Genomic DNA, 22,203 nt, shown 5'->3' with positions numbered 1-22,203 from the left:
GCGGGCGCGGCAGAAGGCCGAGCTGCGGCAATAGCCGGACGGACATGCCCGGCCGCCCATTAGGCTACGCCGTTGTGACTGTCGCACGTCTGCCCCTGTTCCCGCTGAACACGGTGCTGTTCCCGGGACTCGTCCTGCCGTTGAACGTCTTCGAGGAGCGGTATCGCGCCATGATGCGCGAGCTGCTGAAGACGGACGAGTCCGAGCCGAGGCGCTTCGCCGTGGTCGCCATCCGCGACGGCCGCGAGGTCGCGCCGACGGCGCCCGGACTGCCCGACCAGACCGCGCTGCCCGAGCGGGGCCCTGCGGCGGGCTTCGGCCCGGATCCCATCCAGGCCTTCCACCGGGTCGGGTGCATCGCCGACGCGGCGACGATCCGCGAGCGCCCCGACGGCACCTTCGAAGTGCTGGCCACGGGGACGACACGGGTCAAGCTGCTGTCGGTGGACGCCTCCGGGCCGTTCCTGACCGCGGAGCTCGAAGAGCTGCCGGAAGAGCCGGGAGACGGCGCGGGCACGCTCGCCGAAGGCGTGCTGCGCGCCTTCCGCAGCTATCAGAAGCGGCTGGCGGGGGCGCGGGAGCGGTCGCTGTCGACGGGCGAACTGCCCGACGAGCCGTCGGTCGTCTCCTATCTGGTGGCGGCGGCCGCGGTGCTGGACACCCCGTCGAAGCAGCGGCTGCTCCAGGCGCCGGACACGGCGACCCGGCTGCGGGAGGAGCTGAAGCTGCTGCGGTCGGAGACCGCGGTGATCCGGCATCTGCCCTCACTGCCGGCAGTGGAACTGACCAGGGCGCCGACCAGCCCCAACTGACGGGAGACCGTGCGTTCATGAGCAAGAAGAAGTCCGGCCGGGGCGGAGGCAAGGGCGGCGGCGTCAAGAGCGGCGGAGGAACGCCCGCGACGGTCGCGCTGGCGGCGGCGGGCGTCGACTTCACGCTGCACGCGTACGACCACGACCCGGCGACGGCCTCGTACGGCGAGGAGGCCGCCGAGGCGCTCGGCGTCCCGCCGGAGCGGGTGTTCAAGACCCTGGTGGCGGACGTCGACGGCGAGCTGACCGTGGCGGTGGTGCCGGTGGCCGGACAGCTGGACCTCAAAGCGCTGGCCGCGGCGGCGGGCGGCAAGCGGGCGACCATGGCGGACCCCGCGGCGGCGGAGCGCACCACGGGCTATGTACGCGGCGGCATCTCCCCCCTGGGCCAGCGGAAGAGCCTCCCCACGGTCCTGGACTCCTCGGCCTCCGCCCACCCCACGATCTGCGTCTCGGCGGGCCGCAGGGGCCTGGAGGCAGAGCTGGCGCCGGGGGATCTGGCGACGTTGACGAAAGCGGTGCTGGCGCCCATCGCCCGCGGCCACCGCCTCTGAACCGGCCGCCCCCGAGGGGGCCGGGACCCGGCTGTGCGAGGCCCGGCCCCGCCGGGGGCGGGTGACCGGATGCTATGCCGGGCGGCGGCCGTGGTTGGCGCGGTGCCGGCGGGTGCGCCATTTGCGCTTGCGGGTGCGTTTGGACATGGGGCGGACCTCCCGTCCTGGAGCAGCGTCCCTATGGGCTTAGCCGAGGATGGCCCCCGCGTGAACCCCCTGCGCGGCAGCGGTCCCGCCACCCCCCGGGGCTCCGCCCCGGACCCCGTGCGGGGGCTCCGCCCCCGGACCCCCGCTCCTCAATCGCCGGAGGGGCTTGATTTCTGGCCCTTGCGCCTCAATCGCCGGCGCGGCTGGATTTCCGGCCCCTTGCGCCCCAAACACCAGCGCGGCTGGACTTCCGGCCCCCACGCCCCAAACACCAGCGCGGCCTGAGATCCCACCCCCACGCCCCAAACACCAGCACGGCTGGACTTCCGGCCCCTTGCGCCCCCAAACACCAGCACGGCTGGATTTCCGGCCCCCGCACCCCAAACACCAGCGCGGCTGGGATGTGCAGCCCTCGCGCCCAGCTGCCTTCCCCGGACTCTGTCCGGAGGTACCCCCAGAGGTGCCCCAGCAGTGCTGGCAGCTGGCCGCCGGGCGGCTGGGAACGGACCCCGGCCCTAGCGCCCCCTCCCGGCAGGCTTTGCCCTGTCACGCCCCCCTGCACGCACTCCCCCAGGCCCTGCCACGGTGCGTTGGCCAAGAGCCCGAGCAGCTCCGCTTCGAGGGCTTCCGGCCGCCTTGTGGTCTCCCCCGGCAGCCCTTCGGGCGCGGGGGCGCCCCCAGCGCCGGACGACGCTCCTTGACGGGCGAACATCGCCGGTCGCGCACCAGGCCGTACAAGGGGCGGCGCGAAGGGGTCTGGGGGCGGAGCCCCCAGTTACGGGAAGGGGAGGGGTGGGGGAAGGGCACACCCGCCGGCCCAAAGGCCTCACGCCCGCCCCTCGTCGTCCCCGTCCCGCGGCTCGGAAGGGTGGTACGGAGGCCACTCCGGCTCCGGGTCACGCGGCCCGAAGAGCGCCGTGAGGGCCAGGTGGACGACCATCGCGGCGACCGGCCACGCCAGCAGCGCCCCCCACGCGTGAAGCTCCAGAAACGCGTCGAAGGGGACGCCGTCCCCGACCTCCCGCGCCCGCTCGGCCACATCGCGCGACGGGCCGAGCCAGGTGCCCACGCCCCACGCCAGCAGCGACGCGAAGACGCCGCCCAGTGCCAGCGCGGCGACCAGCAGCACGCCGCCGCGTCTGCGGAACCAGAAGACGCCGGCCGCGCTCACCGCGCCGAAGCCCAGCGCCAGGAGCACGAAGGCGCCGTCCGCGCCCACCGCGGCCTCGCCCTCCGTATCGACGAGGAAGACGCTTCCGTCGCGCGCGACCAGTTGCACCCTCGGCGCCAGCCAGAGCCACAGCAACCCCAGGCCCACACCCGCGAGCGTCACCGCCGCCAGCACGATCCCCGCGTCCCGCAGGTCGGCCCGCACATCCGTGTCCTCGTCGTCCTTGTCCATATCGGCCATGATCAGGGCAGCGGACGGCTCCGGCGGCGCAGGCCAGGGGTCGGCGTCGTCGGGGGTCGGCCGGTGAGGAGGTGTCAGCGGTGCAGTCACCTGGCCATCGTGCCAAACGAGGCGGTGACGCGCCTCACCGGCCGACCCCGCCGCACCGGCCGACCGCGCCGCACGGGCCTGCGTCCGCACGGCCCCCCACCACCCGGCCGCGCCTCACCGGCCGACCGCGCGGCCTCACCGCACCGCCGCCCGCCGGTACGCCCAGGTCGCCACGGTCAGCGACACCATGCCCACCACCGCGCACACGGTGAGATCCACCGCCACGCTGCCCCAGTCGGGCCGTGCGTCGAAGGTCCTGGCGAGCGCCTCCACCCCGTAGGTCGAGGGCAGCAGATCGCGTGCGTACGAGATCGGTCCGGGCAGCCGGTCCGCCGGCAGCACGCCCAGCAGCAGCGCCGCGGACATGCCCAGCTGGCCGAGGAGCGTGGCGAGTTCCTGCCGTGGCGCGAGCAGCCCGAGCGCCGCGCCCAGACCGGCGAGCGCCGCGCCCGCGAGCGGGATCACCGCGGCGAGCACCCACAGATGGGTCAGCGGCAGCTGGAACAGCACGCTGCCCGCCACTGCCGTGACGACGGTGCCGGGCACGGTGAAGGAGGCGTACGCCCCGGCCGCGCCGAGCACCACGGCCGCCGGCGGCACCGGGAGGGTGGCGTAGTGGTCGAGGCCGCCGCTGGCCCGCAGCTGGCCGAAGTACTGGGCGAGCAGATTCAGCGCGACGAACGCGACGACGAGCACGCTGGAGCCCGCCACCACCGCCCGCGCCTCGTCGCCCCCGTCGACGACTCCGCGCATCAGGACCATGATCCCGACGGACTGGAAGGTCGCGACGAAGAGCAGCGGGATCCGGGCGACGCGCGCCCGCGAGAGCTGGGCCCGGTAGACCGCGCCGAGCGCCGGCAGCAGCCGGGCCCGCGGCGCGAGCGGCGCGGCGTCCGCGGGCGCGGCGGCACGCCCGCCGGCCGTCCGTCGCCCGGTCACCGCCTCGGCGGGTACGACGCTCACGCCTTCACCAGTCCTTCCGTACGTCCGCCGAGGGCGAGGTACACATCTTCCAGGCTGGGCGTCGCCAGGGTGAAGTCGTCGAGGGCGGCGAACGCCGCGCCTCCGGTGACCGCCGCCACGGCGGCCCGCGCCTCGTCGGGTGCGAGTCTGAGCACCCAGCGGCGGCCCGATGCCTGGGCCGACTCGTGCAGCGCGGCGACTTCGGGCACGTCCAGGGGGGCTCGCTCGCGCCACACCAGCTCCACCCGTACCTCGCCCGCGATCTCTTCCTTGAGCCCGGCGGGGGTGTCGCAGGCGATGACCCGGCCGCTGTCCAGCACGGCGACCCGGTCGAGCACGGTCTCGGCCTCGATGACGTTGTGGGTGACGAGCAGGACGGTCGCGCCGCGTTCGGCGCGCCGCCGGTCGACGGCGGCCCAGACGGCACGCCGGGCGACGGGGTCCATTCCGGTGGTGGGTTCGTCCAGCACCAGCAGCGGCCGCTCCCCCACCAGCGCGGCGGCCACACAGGCCAGCCTCCGCTGTCCGCCGGACAGTTTCCGCAGGGGCCGTCCGGCCAGCTCCGTCAGGCCCAGTTCGCCGAGGACGGCGTCGCGCTCCGCGCGGGCCTCGCGGGCGCCGAGCCCGCGCAGCCGGCCGGTGGTCTCGGCGGCGAGGGAGACGGTCAGCTCGTCGAGCGCCGTGGACTGCTGTCCCAGATAGCCGATGAGCCGTGCGGCGCGCTCCGGGTGGCGTACGAGATCGTGGCCGAGGATCTCGACGCTGCCGGAGTCCGGGCGCATCAGTCCGGTCAGCTGCCGTACGAGGGTGGACTTGCCGGCGCCGTTGGGGCCGAGCAGGCCGAAGATCTCCCCGCGCTTCACATCGAGGCTGATGCCGTCGGTGGCCCGCACTTCGGGGGTGCCGGGCGTGCCCCTTCTGCCGCGCGCGGCGGGGTACGTCTTCACCAGATCCCGCACCACGCACACCGTACTCACGAGGGATGAGCCTAAGGGGTCACCGGGGTCACTCCCCCGCCGGGGCGTGCTCCGCGGCCGCCCGCACATCGATCTCGCGCCAGAATCCGGCCCGGATCGCATAGCGGTCGTGCTCGTCGATCTGGTCGTCCTTGTGGGCGAGCAGCCCGAAGCGAGCCGCGTAGCGGAGCAGTTCGCCGTCGATGCGGTGCGGGATGCGCGGGTACATCGCGGAGAGGGTCTGCACATGGCTCGACTGACCGGTCTGGGCCGGCTGGCCGTGTTGTCCGGAGGGCCCGGACTGGCCGGGTTCCGGGGCGTCCGGGAGGCGCTCCATCCAGCGCCGGGCGAAGACCTGCCCGACCTCGAAGGGGTCGCCGCTGACGGTGGTGATGTCCTCCTCGCGGTCGGCCCAGCGCTGCTCGGCGCTGGTGAGCTGGGCGAGGGTGGGCAGCGAGGCGGACTCCGGGGGTTCGCCGAGGGCGCCGCCGCCGGGCCGTTCGACCCAGCCCTTGTCGGAGGACCAGCGCAGGGTGGCGCCGGTCGCGCTCGCGGCGGCGGGCTGCTGTCCGGGGCCGCGCAGCCCGGCCAGGTCCTTGGGGGTGGGGACGCCCTTGGAGGCGGCGGGCGTCGTGGGAGCGGACGCGGGCGCGCCGCCGTCGGCCGGTGCGCGGTCGGCGTGCGAGCCGTTGCGCGCGGCGTCGGAGGCCCGTTCCTGCGAGGCGGCGAGGGCGGATTCGGGAAGGGGGGCGGAGAGGATGGCGGCGATCTCGGGGCGGGTGGCGGGCGGGGGCGCGCAGACTCCGGTGAGCTCCTTGGCCCGTACGGCGCGGGTGATCCACGCGCGGTCCAGCACCCGCCGCTCATCGGCCTCGGCGACCAGGTCCTCGGACTGGTTGTAGTCGCCGTCGGCCGCCTGCACGGCCCACAGGTGGACGGCGACGCCGTGTTCCTTGGCGGACATCAGGCCGGGCAGCAGATCGCCGTCCCCGGTCACCAGCACTACGTCCGAGCAGGCGCGGTTGCGGGCCAGCTCGGTGAGTTCCGCGTGCATGGCGGCGTCCACGCCCTTCTGCGCCCAGCGGCCGTCGCTGCGGGTGAGGGCGCCGAGCCGGACGGTGACCCTCGGCATCACGCGCAGCCTGCGGTGTTCGGGCTGCGGCACCCGGTCGGGCGCGCCGTCGAACCAGTAGATGCGCAGCAACGGGCGTTCCGTATCGGTTTCGGCGAGATCGCGCAGACCCTGGATGAGGGCGGTGTGGTCGACGGTGATCCGGGAACGCGCCGGTTCCCCGGCGAGCAGGCTCGCGGCGGCGCCCAGCAGATATCCGGCGTCCACCAGGACGACGCAGCGGTCCACGCGATCCACCCTCTTTCGGGAACTCTTTCGGGGACTTAAGGGAGCGGAGAGGTTCCGGATGAAGGTCCGGACCGGGGATTGTTCCGGGTTTCCTTCGAGTCTGCCCGACCTCGGGAGGGTTAACGGCCGGAACTCGATCATCGGCGTGGCGGATCGAGGGATTCCAGCCCTCTCTGCCCGTCCGTTACAGCCAGTAATGATCCAAAATGCAGTGGTTCAGTACGTATGTGAATCTGGTCGCGGCCCTGGCCCCGAAAACTCCCAGGAGGCAGCACCATGGCCAAGAACAAGAACAAGAAACAGCCCCAGCGTTCGACTCAGGCGTCGCAGGCGGAGCGAGGTCAGCAGCAGGCGCAGCAGTCGTCGATGGAGGCCCAGGCCAAGTCGGCCGTCGAGGCGAACCCCTCAGACGTCGCCCGGAAGCACCGGGAGAAGCGCTTCGGCCACAACTGACGGCCGCATGCGCAAGGGGCGCGCCCATGATGATGGGCGCGCCCCTTGCGTACGCGGCTGTCAGCTGCCGCTACCCGGCCAGACAGGAGGGGCCGAGCAGCACCTTGAGATCGCCGAAGAGGGCCGGATCCGGCTGCACCCGGTGCCGGTCGAGCCGGAGCACGGTGGTCTTGCGCGGCCCCTGGAGCTTGATCCGCACCTCGGTGTTGCCCTTGTGGTGGCTGAGGATCTCACCGAGGCGGCTGACCATCGGCGGGGTGACCTTCACGGTGGGGATGGTCACCACGACGGGGGCGTTGCTCCCCGCCTGGGACAGATCAGGGACCATCAGCTCCATCGCCACCAGCCGCGGCACGTCCTCGCGCTTGTCGAGCCGGCCCTTGACGAAGACGACCGTGTCCTCGACGAGCTGGGTGGACACCAGCTGGTAGGTGGCGGGGAAGAACATGCACTCGATGGAGCCCGCCAGATCCTCGACGGTGGCGATCGCCCAGGCGTTGCCCTGCTTGGTCATCTTGCGCTGGAGGCCGGAGATGATGCCGCCGATGGTGACGACCGCGCCGTCGGCATGCTCTCCGCCGGTCAGCTGGGAGATCGCGGCGTCCGTCTTGTCGGCGAGGACATGTTCGATGCCGAAGAGCGGATGGTCGGAGACATAGAGTCCGAGCATCTCCCGCTCCTGGGCGAGGAGATACGACTTGTCCCACTCGACGTCGGAGAACTCCACGTCAAGGCCGAAGCCGGGCTCCTTGCTGTCCTCGTCGCCCATGCCGCCGAAGAGGTCGAACTGGCCCTCGGCCTCCTTGCGCTTGACCGCGACGACATTGTCGATCATCGGCTCATGGTGGGCGACGAGCCCCTTGCGGGTGTGGCCCATCTCGTCGAACGCGCCAGCCTTGATCAGCGACTCGATGGTCCGCTTGTTGCACACCACCGCCTCGACCTTGTCGAGGAAGTCCGGGAAGGAGGCGTACTTCCCCTTGGACTTGCGGCAGCGGATGATCGATTCCACCACGTTGGCGCCGACGTTCCGCACGGCGGAGAGGCCGAAGAGGATGACGTCGTCGCCCTGGGCGGCGAAGTTCGACTCGGACTCGTTGACATTGGGCGGGAGCACCTTGATGCCCATGCGGCGGCACTCGTTGAGGTAGACCGCCGACTTGTCCTTGTCGTCCTTGACCGAGGTGAGCAGCGCCGCCATGTATTCGGCGGGGTGGTTCGCCTTGAGATAGGCGGTCCAGTAGGTGACCAGTCCGTACGCGGAGGAGTGGGCCTTGTTGAACGCGTATCCGGCGAAGGGGACCAGCACATCCCACAGCGCCTGGATGGCCTCGTCGCTGTAGCCGTTCTTGCGGGCGCCGGCCTGGAAGATGGAGAAGTTCTTCGCCAGCTCCTCGGGCTTCTTCTTGCCCATCACCCGGCGGAGGATGTCGGCTTCGCCGAGCGAGTACCCGGCGATGATCTGGGCGGCCTTCTGCACCTGCTCCTGGTAGACGATCAGGCCGTAGGTCAGGCCGAGGACCTCCTTGAGAGGCTCCTCCAGCTCCGGGTGGATCGGGGTGATCTCCTGCTGGCCGTTCTTGCGCAGGGCGTAGTTCGTATGGGAGTTCATTCCCATCGGGCCGGGGCGATACAGGGCCGAGACGGCGGAGATGTCCTCGAAGTTGTCGGGCTTCATCAGCCGCAGCAGCGAGCGCATCGGCCCGCCGTCGAACTGGAAGACGCCGAGCGTGTCGCCGCGGCACAGCAGCTCATAGGTCTTGGGGTCGTCCAGCGGTACTTCGAGGAGCTCCAGCTTGATGCCCTTGTTGGCCTCCACCATCTTGACGGCGTCGTCCATGATGGTGAGGTTGCGCAGGCCCAGGAAGTCCATCTTCAGCAGGCCCAGCGACTCACAGCTGGGGTAGTCCCACTGGGTGATGGTGACCTGGTCGGTGTGCCTGACCCAGACCGGGACATGGTCGGTGATCGTCTCGCTGGACATGATCACGCCGGCTGCGTGCACGCCCATCTGCCGCACCAGGCCCTCGACGCCCTTGGCGGTGTCGATGACCTTCTTCACATCCGGCTCGTTCTCATACATCCCCCGGACCTCTCCGGCCTCCGAGTAACGGGGGTGGGAGGGGTCGGTGATGCCGTTGAGGTCGATGCCCTTGCCGAGGACGTCGGCGGGCATGGCCTTGGTGATGCGGTCGCCCATGGCGTACGGATAGCCCAGGACACGGGCGGAGTCCTTGATGGCGTTCTTCGCCTTGATGGTGCCGTAGGTGCCGATCATGGCGACCTTGTCGGCGCCGTATTTCTCCGTCACATACCTGATCACCTCGACGCGCCGGCGCTCGTCGAAGTCGATGTCGACATCGGGCATCGAGATGCGCTCGGGGTTGAGGAACCGCTCGAAGATCAGCCCGTGTTCGATCGGGTCGAGGTCGGTGATGCCCATGGCGTAGGCGACGATCGAGCCCGCCGCGGAGCCCCGGCCGGGGCCCACCGCGATGCCGTTGCGCTTGGCCCACATGATGAAGTCCGCGACGACGAGGAAGTAGCCCGGGAACCCCATCTGGATGATGACGTCCATCTCGTAGTCGGCCTGCTTCTGCCGGTCCTCGGGGATGCCGCCGGGGAAGCGGCGGGCCATGCCGCGGCGGACCTCCTCCTGGAACCAGGTGACCTCGGTGTAGCCCTCGGGCACATCGAACTTGGGCATCAGGTCCCGCTTCTCGAACCAGCCCGTGGTGTCGATCTGCTCGGCGACGAGCAGGGTGTTGCGGCAGCCCTCCTGCCAGGCGTCGGAGGAGTCGACGGCGTACATCTCGTCGGTGGACTTCAGGTAGTAGCCGGTGCCGTCGAACCTGAAGCGGTCGGGGTCGGAGAGGTTCTTCCCCGTCTGGATGCACAGCAGCGCGTCGTGCGCGGACGCCTCGTGCGCATAGGTGTAGTGCGAGTCATTGGTGACGAGGGGCGGGATGCCGAGCTTCTTGCCGACCTCCAGCAGCCCGTCGCGGACGCGGCGCTCGATCTCGATGCCGTGGTCCATCAGCTCCAGGAAGTACCGGTCCTTGCCGAAGATGTCCTGGTACTCGGAGGCGGCCTTGAGAGCTTCGTCGAACTGGCCGAGGCGCAGCCTGGTCTGCAGCTCTCCCGAGGGGCAGCCGGTGGAGGCGATCAGCCCCTCCGACCACTGGGCGATGGTCTCCTTGTCCATGCGCGGCCACTTCTGCAGCCAGCCCTCCGCATAGGCGTCGGAGGAGAGCCGGAAGAGATTGTGCAGCCCGGTCTTGTTCGCCGCCCAGATCGTCTTGTGGGTGTAGCCGCCGGAACCGGAGACGTCGTCCCGCTTCTGGTGCGGCTGGCCCCACTGGATCTTGCGCTTGGTGCGCCGGGACTCGGGGGCGACATAGGCCTCGATGCCGATGATCGGCGTCACACCGGCCTTCTGGGCCTGGTGGAAGAAGTCGTACGCGCCGTGGAGGTTGCCATGGTCGGTCATGGCGATATGCGTCATGCCCATTTCATTGCAGGCATTGAACATGTCCTTGAGCCGCGCCGCACCGTCCAGCAGCGAGTACTGGGTGTGCACATGGAGGTGCGTGAACGGGGGCTTGTCGGACGGTGCTGCCACGGCGGGGGCCTCCAGCAAAACGGTCGATGGCGGGCTGCTGTCACTCAACGGGGGACAGCGCTGAAGTCTACGTCGCACCACTGACATCCGAAGGCAATACGACGACGCGAGGCGTCCCGACGAGGGGTGGCGGCCGTGCGGCGGGCGGGCACTCCGGATGGCGCTCGGGCGTTGGGGAGGGCGGAACAGCTGTCCCCTATGTCACCCCTCTATGTCACCCTCCGGGAGGCACCCAGCGATGTCGGTCCACCAAACCCCGGCCGAAGCACGCGGCGAGGAGATACTCGCCGTCTTCGACACCGCCTTCGGCGAGCTGCTCGCCGCCGACCCGGCCGCCTTCCGCGTCAAGTTCCGGAAGATGGCGGCCTCGGCCTTCGCCTTCTACCGGGGCGCCGCCTGTCTCTTCTACACGGACCTCCAGCGGGAGGGGCGGGACAGCGGACCGTATCTGGACGACCGCACCTCGCGGGTGTGGATCCACGGCGATCTGCACGCGGAGAACTTCGGCACTTATATGGACGCGGGCGGCCGGCTGGTCTTCAACGTCAATGACTTCGACGAGGCCTATGTGGGCCCCTTCACCTGGGATCTGCAGCGCCTCGCCGCCTCGCTGGCGCTGATCGGCTACACCAAGGCGCTCAGCGACGAGACGATCACGGAGCTGGTGCGGATCTGCGCCGCCGCCTACCGGGAGCGCATCCATGCGCTGGCCTACGGGACCAAGGACGCCGAGCTGGCGCCCTTCACCCTGGACAACGCCGACGGCCCGCTGCTGAAGGCGCTGCGCGAGGCCCGCTCGCTGACCCGGTTCTCCCTGCTCGACTCGATGACCGAGATCCGCGAGTTCGAGCGGCGTTTCGCGCCGGGCGGCTCGGCGGTCGAGCTGGACGCGGCCACGCGCTACAAGGTGCTGGCGGCCTTCGACGGCTATCTGGAGACGCTTCCGGAGTCCAGTCTCGCCCGCCCCGACTCCTACCGGGTCAAGGACGTGGTGGGGCGGCGCGGGGTGGGCATAGGGTCCGCGGGCCTGCCGTCGTACAACATCCTGCTTGAGGGCAACAGCGACGCCCTGGAGAACGATGTGGTGATCTATATGAAGCGGGCGCAGACCCCCGCGGTCTCCCGCCATGTCGGCGATCCCGCGGTGCGCGAGTACTTCCAGCACGAGGGCCATCGCACGGTGATCTCGCAGCGGGCGCTCCAGGCACACGCCGACCCATGGCTGGGCTGGACGGAGCTGGACGGCTGCGGCCAGCTGGTCGCCGAGGTCTCTCCGTACGCCGTGGATCTGGACTGGTCGGACATCGACGACCCGGCCGAGATCGCCGCGACCGTGGCCGACCTCGGCCGGGCCGCGGCGGCCATGCACGCGGCGGCGGACGACGAGAGCGGGCACTCGCTGGTGCCGTTCTCCACGGAGCGCGCGATCGACGCGGCGGTCGCGGCCGACGAGGACGGCTTCGGCGAGCTGCTGGTCGACTTCGCCCATGGCTACGGCGCACGGGCACGTGCGGACCACCAGATCTTTGTGGACCTGTTCCGTAACGGAAGGATTCCGGGTCTGCAGTAAGGCCGGATCCTTAGAGACCGCTTATCCGCGGGCATGGCAGACTCACCGGCGATGGACATAGCAGGGGCGCAGCTCAGAGGGGTGCGGGCAGCGGTTTTCACGGCGGTGACCGTGACGCTGTCCGCGGCCTCCCATGTGCTGCTCTCCGGTGTTCCGCTGCCGCTCGGGACGCTCGCCCTCGTCTCGGCCTGTGTGTTCCTGGCGGCCTTCGCGCTCTTCGGCCGGGAGCGCGGCTTCTGGCGGATCGCGGGGCTGCTGGTGCCGCTGGAGCTGGCGGCGGACACGGTGTTCACCGCCGGCCAGCATGTCTGCTACGGCCCGGCCGGCGGGCCCGTCGCCGGTTCGCTGCGCGCGGTCGGCTTCGATGTGCTGTGCGGCGGCGGGGACATGGGCACAGCGCTGCCCGCGGTGGCGGCCGCCGACCGGCGCGCGGCCGAACTGCTGCACTCCGCTGACCCCGCGCTGCCCTGGCTGCTGCTCGCCGCCCATGTCTCGGTCGGGCTGCTGGCGGCGGCCTGGCTGCGGCGCGGCGAGGCGGCGCTGGCCGCGCTGGTCCGGGCGGCGGGCGTGCTCGCGTTCCGCCCGCTGCTGTGCGCGGTCGCCGCGATGGGCGCCGCCTCGCTGCTGGCGTCCGTACGCCGGGCGGTCCCTACGCACCGGGGCGAGCCGCCGGTGTGCCGTGCTCGCGCCCTGGTGCACTCCGTGGGACGGAGGGGACCGCCGCGCGCCGTCGTCGCGGTCGGCGGCTGACGCCCCGGCGTCCGGCCCCTTCCCCCCCTCTCTCCCGTCTGTCTTCTTCCACACCCCACACGGAGTGAATCGATCATGAGTGCACGCAACAGTCACGCCAACAAGGCGGCGGCCCGCGAGCGGATGCGCCAGGAGCGCGAGCGCCAGGCCAAGCGGGACAAGGTCCGCCGTCAGCTGATCGTCGCCGGCTCGACCGTCGCGGTCCTCGCGCTGGCCGGCGGCATCGGCTACGCGGTGGTGCAGGCCAACCAGCCGGGCGCCTGGGAGGCCGCCAAGGACAAGGAGCTGGTCAAGCCCGCCAACTCCGAGGGCGACAAGGGCACCACCATCAAGATCGGCAGCGGCAAGTCCGTCGTCGACATCTATGAAGACCTGCGCTGCCCCGCCTGTGCGGCCTTCGAGCAGAGCACCGGCGAGACCATCAAGAAGGCGGCCGAGCAGGACAAGATCACGCTCAAGGTCCACCTCGGCGACATCATCGACGGCAACTTCGGCGGCACCGGCTCCAAGAACGCCATCAGCGCGCTGGGCGCCGCGCTCAATGTGAGCAAGGACGCGTTCTCCGACTACCTCGCACAGCTGTACTCCGCGAAGCACCACCCGGAGGAGTCGAAGGACGAGTTCGCCAAGGACTCCTATCTCCTCGACGTCGCGAAGGACGTCGAGGCGCTGAAGGACAACGCCTCCTTCAAGGACGCCCTGGAGAAGGGCACCTACGACAAGTGGGCGCTGGAGATGATCGAGGACTTCAAGAACTCCGAGATCCGCGGCACCCCCACGATCCGCATCGACGGCAAGGACGTCGAGCAGAAGGACCTCCCCGCGGAGCTGAAGAAGCTCGGCGTCGAGTAGTCGCGTAACCGGCCTCCGCTTAGCAATTCGCAGCGAGCAGCCCCCGGCCCTCCGGGGGCTGCTCGCGTGTTCCGGATGCTTCAAGCGGCAAGCTGTACGGCGACTTACGGCTCTGCGAATTCTGTCCGGTCCCTCGCCTATTCGACGTACTGGTCAGTAGTCTTTCCGGCCGTGACCCACAGGATTGAGTCAACTCCGAGCCGCCGCACGGTCGTCAAGGCCGCTGCCGCCACCGCTGTCGTCGCCGCCCCCGCTCTTGCGGCCGCCGCGTCGTCCACGGCCGCACACGCCGTGGACCAGGGCCCCTCGTTCCGTCATGGCGTCGCCTCCGGCGACCCGCTTCCCGACGGCGTACTGCTGTGGACCCGTGTCACCCCCACCCCCGACGCCGTGCCGGGCTCGGGCAAGGGGCCGGACACCGAGGTCCGTTGGGAGGTCGCGGAGGACAAGGGCTTCACCCGGGTGGTCGCCCGGGGCACGGCCGTCTCCCGGGCCGGCGCCGACCACACTGTCAAGGTGGACGTAAGGGGTTTGCGCCAGGCGAGCGACTATTACTTTCGCTTCCTCGCGGGGAGTGCCGTCTCCACCGTCGGCCGGACCCGTACCGCCCCCGCCGCGGACGCCGCGGCCCCCGGGGTGCGTTTCGGCGTGGTCTCCTGCGCCAACTGGGAAGCCGGGTACTTCTCCGCGTACCGCCAACTCGCCGCCCGCTCCGACCTGGACGCCGTGCTCCACCTCGGCGACTACATCTACGAGTACGCCACCGGGGGCTTCCCCGCCGAGGACAAGGTCGTCCGGCAGCACGAGCCGAAGCACGAGATCCTCACGCTGGCCGACTACCGGCTGCGCCACGGCACGTACAAGACCGACCCGGATCTGCAGGCCGTGCACGCCGCGCATCCGCTGATCGCCATCTGGGACGACCATGAGATAGCCAACGACGCCTGGTCGGGCGGTGCGGAGAACCACACCCCGGGCACGGAGGGCGACTGGGCGGAGCGCGCCGCGGCCGCGCGCCAGGCGTACTTCGAGTGGATGCCGGTGCGCGCCTCCACCGAGGGCACCGTCTACCGCCGGCTGCGCTTCGGCAAGCTCGCCGATCTGCATCTGCTCGATCTGCGCTCCTTCCGGTCGCAGCAGTCGTCGTTCGGCAACGGCGACGTCGACGACCCGGACCGCACCATCACGGGCCGCGCCCAGCTCGACTGGCTGAAGGCGGGCCTCGCGTCCTCCGACGCCTCGTGGAAGCTGGTGGGCACCTCGGTGATGATCTCGCCGGTCGCCTTCGGCTCGGTCCCCGCCTATCTGCTGGAGCCGATCGCCGAGCTGCTGGGCCTGCCCAAGGAGGGGCTGGCCCTCAATGTCGACCAGTGGGACGGCTACACGGCCGACCGCAGGGAGCTGCTGACGCATCTGACGCAGCGCGGCATCCAGAACACCGTCTTCCTGACCGGCGACATCCATATGGCGTGGGCGAACGACGTCCCGGTCAGGGCCGCGACCTACCCGTGGTCCGAGTCCGCGGCCGCCGAGTTCGTCGTCACCTCGGTGACGTCCGACAATCTGGACGACCTCCTGGGGGTTCCGGAGAACACCGTCTCCCTGATCGCCTCAGCCGCCGTCAAGGCCGCCAACCGCCATGTGAAGTGGATCGACATGGACCACCACGGCTACGGCGTGCTCGACGTCACCGCCGAGCGCTCGCAGATGGACTACTACGTCCTGTCCGACCGCACCGACCCGGACGCGACCGCCGAGTGGACCCGGTCCTACCAAACGCGCTCCGGCACCCAGCGCGTCGAGCGCGCGTACCACCCGGTTCGCTGAGAGTTCACTTTCGGCCACACCACGGCTTGTTAACGGGCGATCACATCGCTACGGCGGGTGGCGTGTTCCGCGTCCCGAATGCGGACACACCACCCGCCGCTGTTTCCGCCTTTGTTACGTCCTTGCCTCAAACCTTGGAGCACCCAAAAGTTTTCTCCCGAATGGCCCGTTTCACCACACGATTGATTGGGCCAGATCACTTCTCATCGACACCTGGCATGGCCACGTAATCTCCCCGCCACGGCGAGGAAAACCCTCGTCCCAACCCCCCGCGAGGAGCCAGCATGCGTGTGCTTGCCCGAATATCCCCCCGTCTGCGCCGCAGGGCGCTCGGCACCGCCGTCATGGCCGGAACCCTGGCGCTCGTCCCCCTGTCGGCCCCGTCCGGAATCGCCGCCGCCCAGCCGCCGGCGACGGCCGCGGAGGAGTGCGTCGAGGGTGCGGACGAGCACGGCGGCGCAGCCGCCTCCGCGGCCCGCGAGTCACGGCCCGGCAGCGCGCACGCCCATGAGCCCAACGAGGTCAGCGCGGCCAAGGCCAAGGCGATGGAGGCGGACCTCAGAAAGAAGCTCGACGCGATACGGACCAATGCCCGCGGGCTGACCGCACCGGCCGGTGTGACCACCGTCCCCGTCTACTTCCACGTCATCCACGACGGCGCGACCGGCAAGCTGACCGCCGCCGACATCGGCAAGCAGATGCAGGTGCTCAACTCGGCCTTCGGCGGCGAGGGCGAAGGCAACGCCGACTCGCGCTTCGAGTTCATGCTGGAGAGCACGGACTACACGGACAACGCGTCCTGGTACAACGACCTGGCGCCCGGCTCCGACGAGGAGGCGGCCATGAAGTCCTCGCTGCGCAAGGGCGGCGCGGGCACGCTGAACTTCTACACCGCCAACCTCAGCGACGGGCTCCTCGGCTGGGCCACCTTCCCGACCGACTACCGGTCCCACCCGAAGGACGACGGAGTGGTCGTCCTCGACGAGTCGCTCCCCGGCGGCTCGGCCGAAAACTACAACGAGGGTGACACCGGCACCCATGAAGTCGGCCACTGGATGGGGCTCTACCACACCTTCCAGGGCGGCTGCAATGGCAGGGGCGACTACGTCGACGACACCGCGCCCGAGGAGAGCCCCGCGTTCGAGTGCCCGGTCGGCCGCGACTCCTGCCCCCGCAAGCCCGGTGTGGACCCGATCCACAACTTCATGGACTACACCTACGACTCCTGCATGTACCAGTTCACCTCCGGCCAGGTGCAGCGGATGCAGGAGCACTGGGCCGCGTACCGGTCGAGCTGACCGGGCAGCAGGCGGCTGGAGGATCCTCTAGCCTGACGCCATGAGTGCGCCGGGGGACGTGATCGACGAGAGGTTCGAGCTGCGGGAGCGGCTCGGCAGCGGCGGGATGGGCACCGTGTGGCGGGCCTGGGACACCGCCCTGCACCGCGAGGTGGCTCTCAAGGAGGTGCGTCCCCCGGACCCGACCGCCACCACGGCGGAACAGGCCGTCGTGCTCCGGGAGCGGGTGCTGCGCGAGGCGCGCGCCCTGGCCCGCCTCAGCCATCCGCATGTGGTGACCATCCATCACATCGTCGAGGGCGACGGCCCGTCCGGCCACCCCTGGCTGGTCATGGAGCTGCTGCCCGGCGACACCCTCCAGGACCGGATCGCCTCCGGCCCGATCGCCCCGCAGGAGGCGGCGCGCATCGGACGCCAGGTGCTGTCCGCGCTGCGCGCCGCGCACACGGCGGGGATCGCGCACCGGGACGTCAAACCCGCCAATGTGCTGCTGCGCGCCGACGGTTCCGCCGTGCTGACGGACTTCGGCATCGCGGCGCTGCAGGGCTCTTCCTCGCTCACGGCGACGGGCGAGCTCATCGGCTCTCCCGAGTACATCGCCCCGGAGCGCATCCGCGGCCGGGGCGACGACGCCCCCGCCTCCGATCTGTGGTCGCTGGGGCTGCTGCTCTATGTGTGCGTGGAGGGCGTCAGTCCGCTGCGCCGGGACACAACGCTGGCCACGCTGGCCGCCGTGCTGGACGACCCGGTTCCGCCGCCGGTGCGCTCCGGTCCGCTCGCGCCGGTGCTCCAGGCCCTGCTGGTACGCGATCCGGCGGCCCGGCCGGACGGGGCACGGCTCGACGCGATGCTGGCGCAGGCGGAGTCCGGGGTGTCCCCGCACCCGGCGCCGCCGCCGTGGGCACAGCCGACGCGGACCTCGCTCGTACGACCGCCGGGGCCGCCGCCCGGGCCGCCCACGCCCGGCCCCGCACCCACACCGCCGCCCGCACCCGCGCCCACGCCCACACCGACGACGGCCGCGGAGCCGTACCCTCGGCCCCGGAGCCGTACCCCGTTCATCGCCGCGGCCGCGGCGGTCGCCGTGGCCGTCGTGGCGGCGACGGCGCTGGTGTTCGCGCTGCGGGAGCCGGGCGGCGGCCCGGAGGCCGGGTCGAACGGGGCGAACGGGAACGGCGGCGGGACGGCCACCTCGTCGCCCCTCAGCTCACCGCTGCCGACGCCTGCCACCACACCGCCGTCCCCGACACCCACGCCCACACCGACGCCGACGCCGACGCCGACGCCGAGCGAGGATCCGGCAGAGCGTCCGTCGACGCCGGGCGAGGACGGCGGCGACGGACTGGCCGACAGCTGGGTCGCCCAGCTCGCCTCCGTCCCCAAGTCGTCGGGCACGGCCGCCCGCGAGCGCCAGGCCAGGGCCCTGCGCGACAAGGGCGTCGACAACGCCCGCTACCTCGACAGCGGCGCGTACGCCTCGCTGCGCGCGGGGTACTGGATGTTCTACGTCCCCGGCTTCGACGACGGCGCACAGGCGGTCTCCTGGTGCCAGGGCAAAGGGCTGGCCACACGGAACGAGTGCGTGGGCCGGTTTCTGAGCCACCGTGAGTCCGACCGTCAGTACCTCTGCGCCCCGGCGACGGGAGGCGGGGTCAGCGGCCGCTGCAGCTATCCCTGAGAGACGGCCGCTAGAGGGTGGCGAGGAAGCCCAGCGCCGTACGCCACGTCAGATCGGCGGCGCCCGCGTCGTAGTCCGGGAGATCGGGGTCGGTGTAGAGGTGCCCCGCCCCCTGATAGCGGTAGATCTCCACATCCGCGCCGGTCCGCTGCATCCGCAGATACCACGCGCTCAGCCAGTCGTCCGGCTCGAACGGGTCCGGGGACGCGACATGGAGCTGTACGGGCAGCTCGTCGACCGTCGCCCCCTCCGCCAGGTCCGAGGTGCCGTGCAGAAGCAGCAGCCCTCGTGCCTTCTCGTCGCCCAGGGCGAGATTCTGCGCGATCGCCGCGCCGAGCGAGAACCCGGCGTACACCAGCCCCTCGTCCGAGTGCGGGGCGGCCGCCGCGATCGCCCGGTGCAGCAGCTCCTCCGTGCCGATCCGGTCCTTGATAGCCTGGCCCGCCTCGACGGATTCGGCGGTTTGGCCTTCGTACAGGTCGGGCACGCGCACCTGGTGCCCGGCGGCGCGCAGCCGGTCAGCCGCTGCGTGCACGGCCGGGCGCAGACCGTAGACCGAATGGAAAAGCACGATGTTCATTCGGCCATCCTGCCAGTTAGTTTCGGAGCCATGGAGAACGTCCTGCGCCCTCTGGGCGTCGTCGGCGGCTCGGTCGTCCTCACCCTGCTGCTCGGCTGGGCCGTGGACCGGCTGCTGCGCCGTGCCGACGCCCGCCACCCCGAGACCCCGCTGTGGGATCTGCTGCGCCGCTGCCGGCTGCCCCTCCAGGTGGTCGTGCTGACCGGTCTGCTGCGCGGGTCCTATCTGCAGATCCACTGGAAGTGGATCGGAGACCACCGCGCGGGCATCGGCCACGCCCTGACCCTGGTGCTGATCGCGGCCGGGGCCTGGCTGGTGGTGCGGATCATTTCGGCGGCCGTGGAGTCGGCGTACGCCCGCTATGCCGCCACGACGCGCGACGCGGCCCGGCTGCGGCGGGTGCGCACCCAGGTCACCCTGCTGATGCGGGTCGTCACCGCGCTGATCGTGGTGGTGGCGATCGCGGCGATGCTGCTGACCTTCCCCGGCATGGAGAAGTTCGGGGCGTCCGTGCTGGCGTCCGCGGGCATCATCGGCATCATCGCGGGCGTCGCGGCCCAGTCCACGCTGGGGAATCTCTTCTCCGGCTTCCAGATCGCCTTCGGCGACATGGTGCGCATCGGGGACACGGTGGTGGTGGACGGGGAGTGGGGCGTCATCGAGGAGGTGACGCTGACGTTCCTGTCCGTACGGACCTGGGACGAGCGGCGCATCACGATGCCCGTGTCCTACTTCACCAGCAAGCCGTTCGAGAACTGGTCGCGCGTCAGCCCCGAGATGACCGGCACCGTCTTCTTCCACCTCGACCACCGTGCGCCGGTGGCGCTGATGCGCGAGAAGCTGCGCGAGATCCTCGGCGAGTGCGCGGCCTGGGACGGCCGCGGGTGGAGCCTGCTCGTCACGGACACGACGCCGCACACGATGCAGGTGCGGGCGATGATGACGGCGAAGGACGGGAGCGACATCTGGACAGCGCGGTGTGAGGTGCGGGAGCGGATGATCACGTGGCTTGCCGAGGAGCATCCTTACGCGCTGCCGCGCATTGCCACGGCGCTCGCCGTGGAGCCTCCCGGGGGCCCCGGGGGCTTGGGCGCGTCGGGCGGGCCGCCGCCGGTCCCGAGCCGCGACTGAGCCCGCCTGCGGCGGGGGGTGATCCCCCCACCCCGCCCCTTCCCGTAACTGGGGCTCCGCCCCAGCCCCCGTACGGGGGCTCCGCCCCCGAACCCCCGCGCCTCAATCGCCGGCGAGGCTGGGTTTCCGGATCCCGCGCCTCAGGCCCCGGCAAGGCTGGGTTTCCGGCCCCGCGCCCTCAAACGGCGAGGCTGGGAAGCGCAGCCTCACGCCTCAAACGCCAGCGAGACTGGGTTTCTGGCTCCCGCGCCCCAGACTCCCTCAGGCGGGGCTTGGGTGTGCGCCTGAGTTGCCGACGGGGCTGGAACTGGGCGCAGGTCAATTCCAGCCCGTCCGGAGGACATACCGAGGGGGCGGCGCGAAGCTGCCGCCCATGGGGCGCGGGGCGGCAGCCCGGCAGCCCCTCCCCCCGAAGGGGGGTCTGGGGGCGGAGCCCCCAGTTACGGGAAGGGGGCCCACGCCCCCAGGGTGCAGGGGAGGAGAGGGGAAAACCCCGCAAGACCCTCACCGCATGCTGCGCACATCCAAATGCCTCAGCACCCGGTCCACAACCCCCGGATCCGCCCCCGCCTCGCTGCGCGCCGCAAGCACCTCGTGGCGCGCGGCGGACAGCATCTCCCGCTGGATCCGGTGCACCGTCTTCGCCCGGTCCGCCCGTTGTGCGAACCACTCGCGGCGTTCCTCGTCGAGGATGTCGGGGCTGATCCGCGCACCGATGTCGTACGCACCCCGCAGCAGCCGCTCACCGATCTCCTCCGGCAGGTCCTCCACCGTCTCGATCTCTTTCAGCCGCCGCTTCGCGGCCTTCGCGGCGCGCAGGGCCAGGCTGCGCTCGAAGTCGCGCTCGGCGTCGGCGTCCGCGCGTACTCCGAGGCGTTTGACCAGCCACGGCAGGGTCAGCCCCTGGCAGACAAGGGTGACCAGGATGACCGCGAACGCAATGAAGATGATCTCGTCTCGGGCGGGGAACGGCTCCCCCGTGTCCGTACGCAGCGGAATCGCCAGCGCCAGGGCAACGGAGGCCACGCCCCGCATCCCCGACCACCACATGACGACGGTCTCGCGCCAGCTCACCGGGATGTCCTCGGTGACGTCGCGCCCGCCGCGCATCCGCTGGGCGAGCCGGGTCGCCGGCAGCAGCCACATCAGCCGTACGCCGACCACGACGCCGATGACGGCCGCGGCCCAGCCCAGCATCGTCAGCTCCCGACCGTCGGCCGTGCCGAAGACGCCCCGCAGTTCCAGTCCGACGAGCCCGAACGCCACCCCGGTCACCAGGGTGTCGACGATCTGCCAGAAGGCGTTGCCGGTCAGCCGGCCCATCACATCGTCGGCGTCGGCGGCGTATTCGGCGAGGAAGAGTGCCACGGTGAGCACGGCGAGAACTCCGGAGCCGTGCAGCTCCTCCGCCAGCACATAGGCGGCGAACGGCACCATCAGCGACAGCCCGGTCTGCAGGGTGGCGTCGCCCAGCCACCCCATCAGCCGGTTGGCGAGCCAGCCGAGCGCCAGTCCGACGGCCGCGGCCACGACCGCCGACAGCACCAGTTCCCCGGCCGCCTCCGGCCAGGAGAACGTCCCGGTCACGGCGGCGGCGATCGCGACGTGGTAGAGCACGATCGCCGTCACGTCGTTGAAGAGCCCCTCGCCCTCCAGGAGGGAGACCAGCCGGCGGGGCAGCCCGAGCGATCCGGCGACGGCGGTCGCGGCGACCGGGTCCGGCGGTGCGACGAGCGCGCCGAGCGCCACCGCCGCGGCGAGGGGCAGCCCCGGCACGACCGCGTTGGCCACGGCTGCGACCGCCGCGGTCGTCACGAACACCAGCGCCACCGCGAGCAGCAGAATGGGCCGCACATGGGCGGTGAACTGCCGCCAGGAGGTGCGCTGCGCCGCGGCGTAGAGGAGGGGAGGCAGCACCAGCGGCAGGATGTACTCGGGCGGCAGTTCCACGGTCGGCACGAACGGCAGATAGGCCAGCACGATCCCGACGAGCGTCATCAGCACCGGCGCGGGCAGCCCAAGGCGCTCCCCCAGCGGCACCGTCACCACCGCGCCCAGCAACAGTGTGAACAGCAGGGCCAGTTGGTCCACGGTGCGCCCTCCGGCGGTTCGAAGCCCTACGCGATCAAGGCCGCCAAGGCTTCAAGAC

The 22,203-nt window shown here is 71.2% G+C and carries 17 protein-coding genes; 10 read left to right on the top strand and 7 right to left on the bottom strand.

Translation table 11 applies throughout. The annotated features are described in order from the left end of the window. Positions 1 to 74: 74 nt before the first annotated feature. Together OF819_RS00630 and ybaK are read left to right on the top strand one after the other, a co-directional pair. On the top strand, positions 75 to 812 hold the full coding sequence (locus OF819_RS00630) for an LON peptidase substrate-binding domain-containing protein (RefSeq protein ID WP_267241257.1): 738 nt from the start codon (positions 75 to 77) through the stop codon (positions 810 to 812). A gap of 17 nt (positions 813 to 829) precedes the next feature. Then, positions 830 to 1,366 carry a Cys-tRNA(Pro) deacylase gene (gene ybaK, locus OF819_RS00625; protein ID WP_267241256.1) on the top strand — a complete coding sequence of 179 codons (537 nt, stop codon included), beginning with the start codon at positions 830 to 832 and terminating at the stop codon, positions 1,364 to 1,366. A gap of 973 nt (positions 1,367 to 2,339) precedes the next feature. Here the strand turns inward: ybaK and OF819_RS00620 are convergent. The 4 genes from OF819_RS00620 to OF819_RS00605 form a co-directional block, all read right to left on the bottom strand. Next, on the bottom strand, positions 2,340 to 3,014 hold the full coding sequence (locus OF819_RS00620) for an ABC transporter permease (RefSeq protein ID WP_267241255.1): 675 nt from the start codon (positions 3,012 to 3,014) through the stop codon (positions 2,340 to 2,342). 135 nt (positions 3,015 to 3,149) lie between these two features. Beyond that, positions 3,150 to 3,977, bottom strand: a complete 828-nt coding sequence (locus tag OF819_RS00615; protein WP_267241254.1) for an ABC transporter permease — start codon at positions 3,975 to 3,977, stop codon at positions 3,150 to 3,152. After that, the gene (locus OF819_RS00610) at positions 3,974 to 4,945 is read right to left on the bottom strand and encodes an ABC transporter ATP-binding protein (RefSeq protein WP_267241468.1); all 972 of its coding nucleotides are present in this window, start codon (positions 4,943 to 4,945) and stop codon (positions 3,974 to 3,976) included. Before OF819_RS00610 ends, OF819_RS00615 begins: the two co-directional genes overlap by 4 nt. Before the next feature lie 37 nt (positions 4,946 to 4,982). Next, positions 4,983 to 6,302, bottom strand: a complete 1,320-nt coding sequence (locus tag OF819_RS00605) for an NYN domain-containing protein (protein ID WP_267241253.1) — start codon at positions 6,300 to 6,302, stop codon at positions 4,983 to 4,985. A gap of 267 nt (positions 6,303 to 6,569) precedes the next feature. Between OF819_RS00605 and OF819_RS00600 the strand changes: the two genes are divergently transcribed. Beyond that, a complete protein-coding gene (locus OF819_RS00600; protein WP_267241252.1) occupies positions 6,570 to 6,746 on the top strand; it encodes a hypothetical protein in 177 nt (58 codons plus the stop codon). Between the two features lie 70 nt (positions 6,747 to 6,816). On the opposite strand, the gene dnaE is transcribed toward OF819_RS00600, so the two are convergent. Next, positions 6,817 to 10,383 carry a DNA polymerase III subunit alpha gene (gene dnaE / locus OF819_RS00595; RefSeq protein ID WP_267241467.1) on the bottom strand — a complete coding sequence of 1,189 codons (3,567 nt, stop codon included), beginning with the start codon at positions 10,381 to 10,383 and terminating at the stop codon, positions 6,817 to 6,819. A gap of 223 nt (positions 10,384 to 10,606) precedes the next feature. Here dnaE and OF819_RS00590 point away from each other — a divergent pair, with 223 nt between their 5' ends. The 6 genes from OF819_RS00590 to OF819_RS00565 all read left to right on the top strand — a co-directional run bounded on the left by OF819_RS00590 (position 10,607) and on the right by OF819_RS00565 (position 18,343). After that, positions 10,607 to 11,938: a DUF2252 domain-containing protein gene (locus tag OF819_RS00590; protein WP_267241251.1), complete on the top strand. Its 1,332-nt coding sequence runs from the start codon at positions 10,607 to 10,609 to the stop codon at positions 11,936 to 11,938. A gap of 51 nt (positions 11,939 to 11,989) precedes the next feature. Further along, on the top strand, positions 11,990 to 12,688 hold the full coding sequence (locus OF819_RS00585; protein ID WP_267241250.1) for a hypothetical protein: 699 nt from the start codon (positions 11,990 to 11,992) through the stop codon (positions 12,686 to 12,688). Between the two features lie 75 nt (positions 12,689 to 12,763). After that, on the top strand, positions 12,764 to 13,540 hold the full coding sequence (locus tag OF819_RS00580) for a thioredoxin domain-containing protein (protein WP_267241249.1): 777 nt from the start codon (positions 12,764 to 12,766) through the stop codon (positions 13,538 to 13,540). Between the two features lie 171 nt (positions 13,541 to 13,711). Next, positions 13,712 to 15,367: an alkaline phosphatase D family protein gene (locus OF819_RS00575; RefSeq protein ID WP_267241248.1), complete on the top strand. Its 1,656-nt coding sequence runs from the start codon at positions 13,712 to 13,714 to the stop codon at positions 15,365 to 15,367. A gap of 284 nt (positions 15,368 to 15,651) precedes the next feature. Beyond that, on the top strand, positions 15,652 to 16,665 hold the full coding sequence (locus OF819_RS00570; protein WP_267241247.1) for a zinc metalloprotease: 1,014 nt from the start codon (positions 15,652 to 15,654) through the stop codon (positions 16,663 to 16,665). Between the two features lie 40 nt (positions 16,666 to 16,705). After that, on the top strand, positions 16,706 to 18,343 hold the full coding sequence (locus OF819_RS00565) for a serine/threonine-protein kinase (protein ID WP_267241246.1): 1,638 nt from the start codon (positions 16,706 to 16,708) through the stop codon (positions 18,341 to 18,343). Between the two features lie 10 nt (positions 18,344 to 18,353). Here the strand turns inward: OF819_RS00565 and OF819_RS00560 are convergent, their stop codons facing one another. Further along, complete coding sequence (locus tag OF819_RS00560) at positions 18,354 to 18,923, bottom strand: dienelactone hydrolase family protein (RefSeq protein ID WP_267241245.1); 570 nt, start codon at positions 18,921 to 18,923, stop codon at positions 18,354 to 18,356. A gap of 30 nt (positions 18,924 to 18,953) precedes the next feature. On the opposite strand from OF819_RS00560, the gene OF819_RS00555 reads away from it, so the two are divergent. Beyond that, on the top strand, positions 18,954 to 20,054 hold the full coding sequence (locus tag OF819_RS00555; RefSeq protein WP_267241244.1) for a mechanosensitive ion channel family protein: 1,101 nt from the start codon (positions 18,954 to 18,956) through the stop codon (positions 20,052 to 20,054). 504 nt (positions 20,055 to 20,558) lie between these two features. Here the strand turns inward: OF819_RS00555 and OF819_RS00550 are convergent. Further along, complete coding sequence (locus OF819_RS00550; RefSeq protein ID WP_267241243.1) at positions 20,559 to 22,145, bottom strand: Na+/H+ antiporter; 1,587 nt, start codon at positions 22,143 to 22,145, stop codon at positions 20,559 to 20,561. Positions 22,146 to 22,203: the final 58 nt, after the last annotated feature.

The sequence above is a fragment of the Streptomyces sp. PR69 genome (assembly GCF_026420845.1).
In the GTDB taxonomy this organism is placed as follows: domain Bacteria; phylum Actinomycetota; class Actinomycetes; order Streptomycetales; family Streptomycetaceae; genus Streptomyces.
Note: the sequence above shows the minus strand (reverse complement) of the source record. Positions and strands in the feature narration are given on the sequence as shown.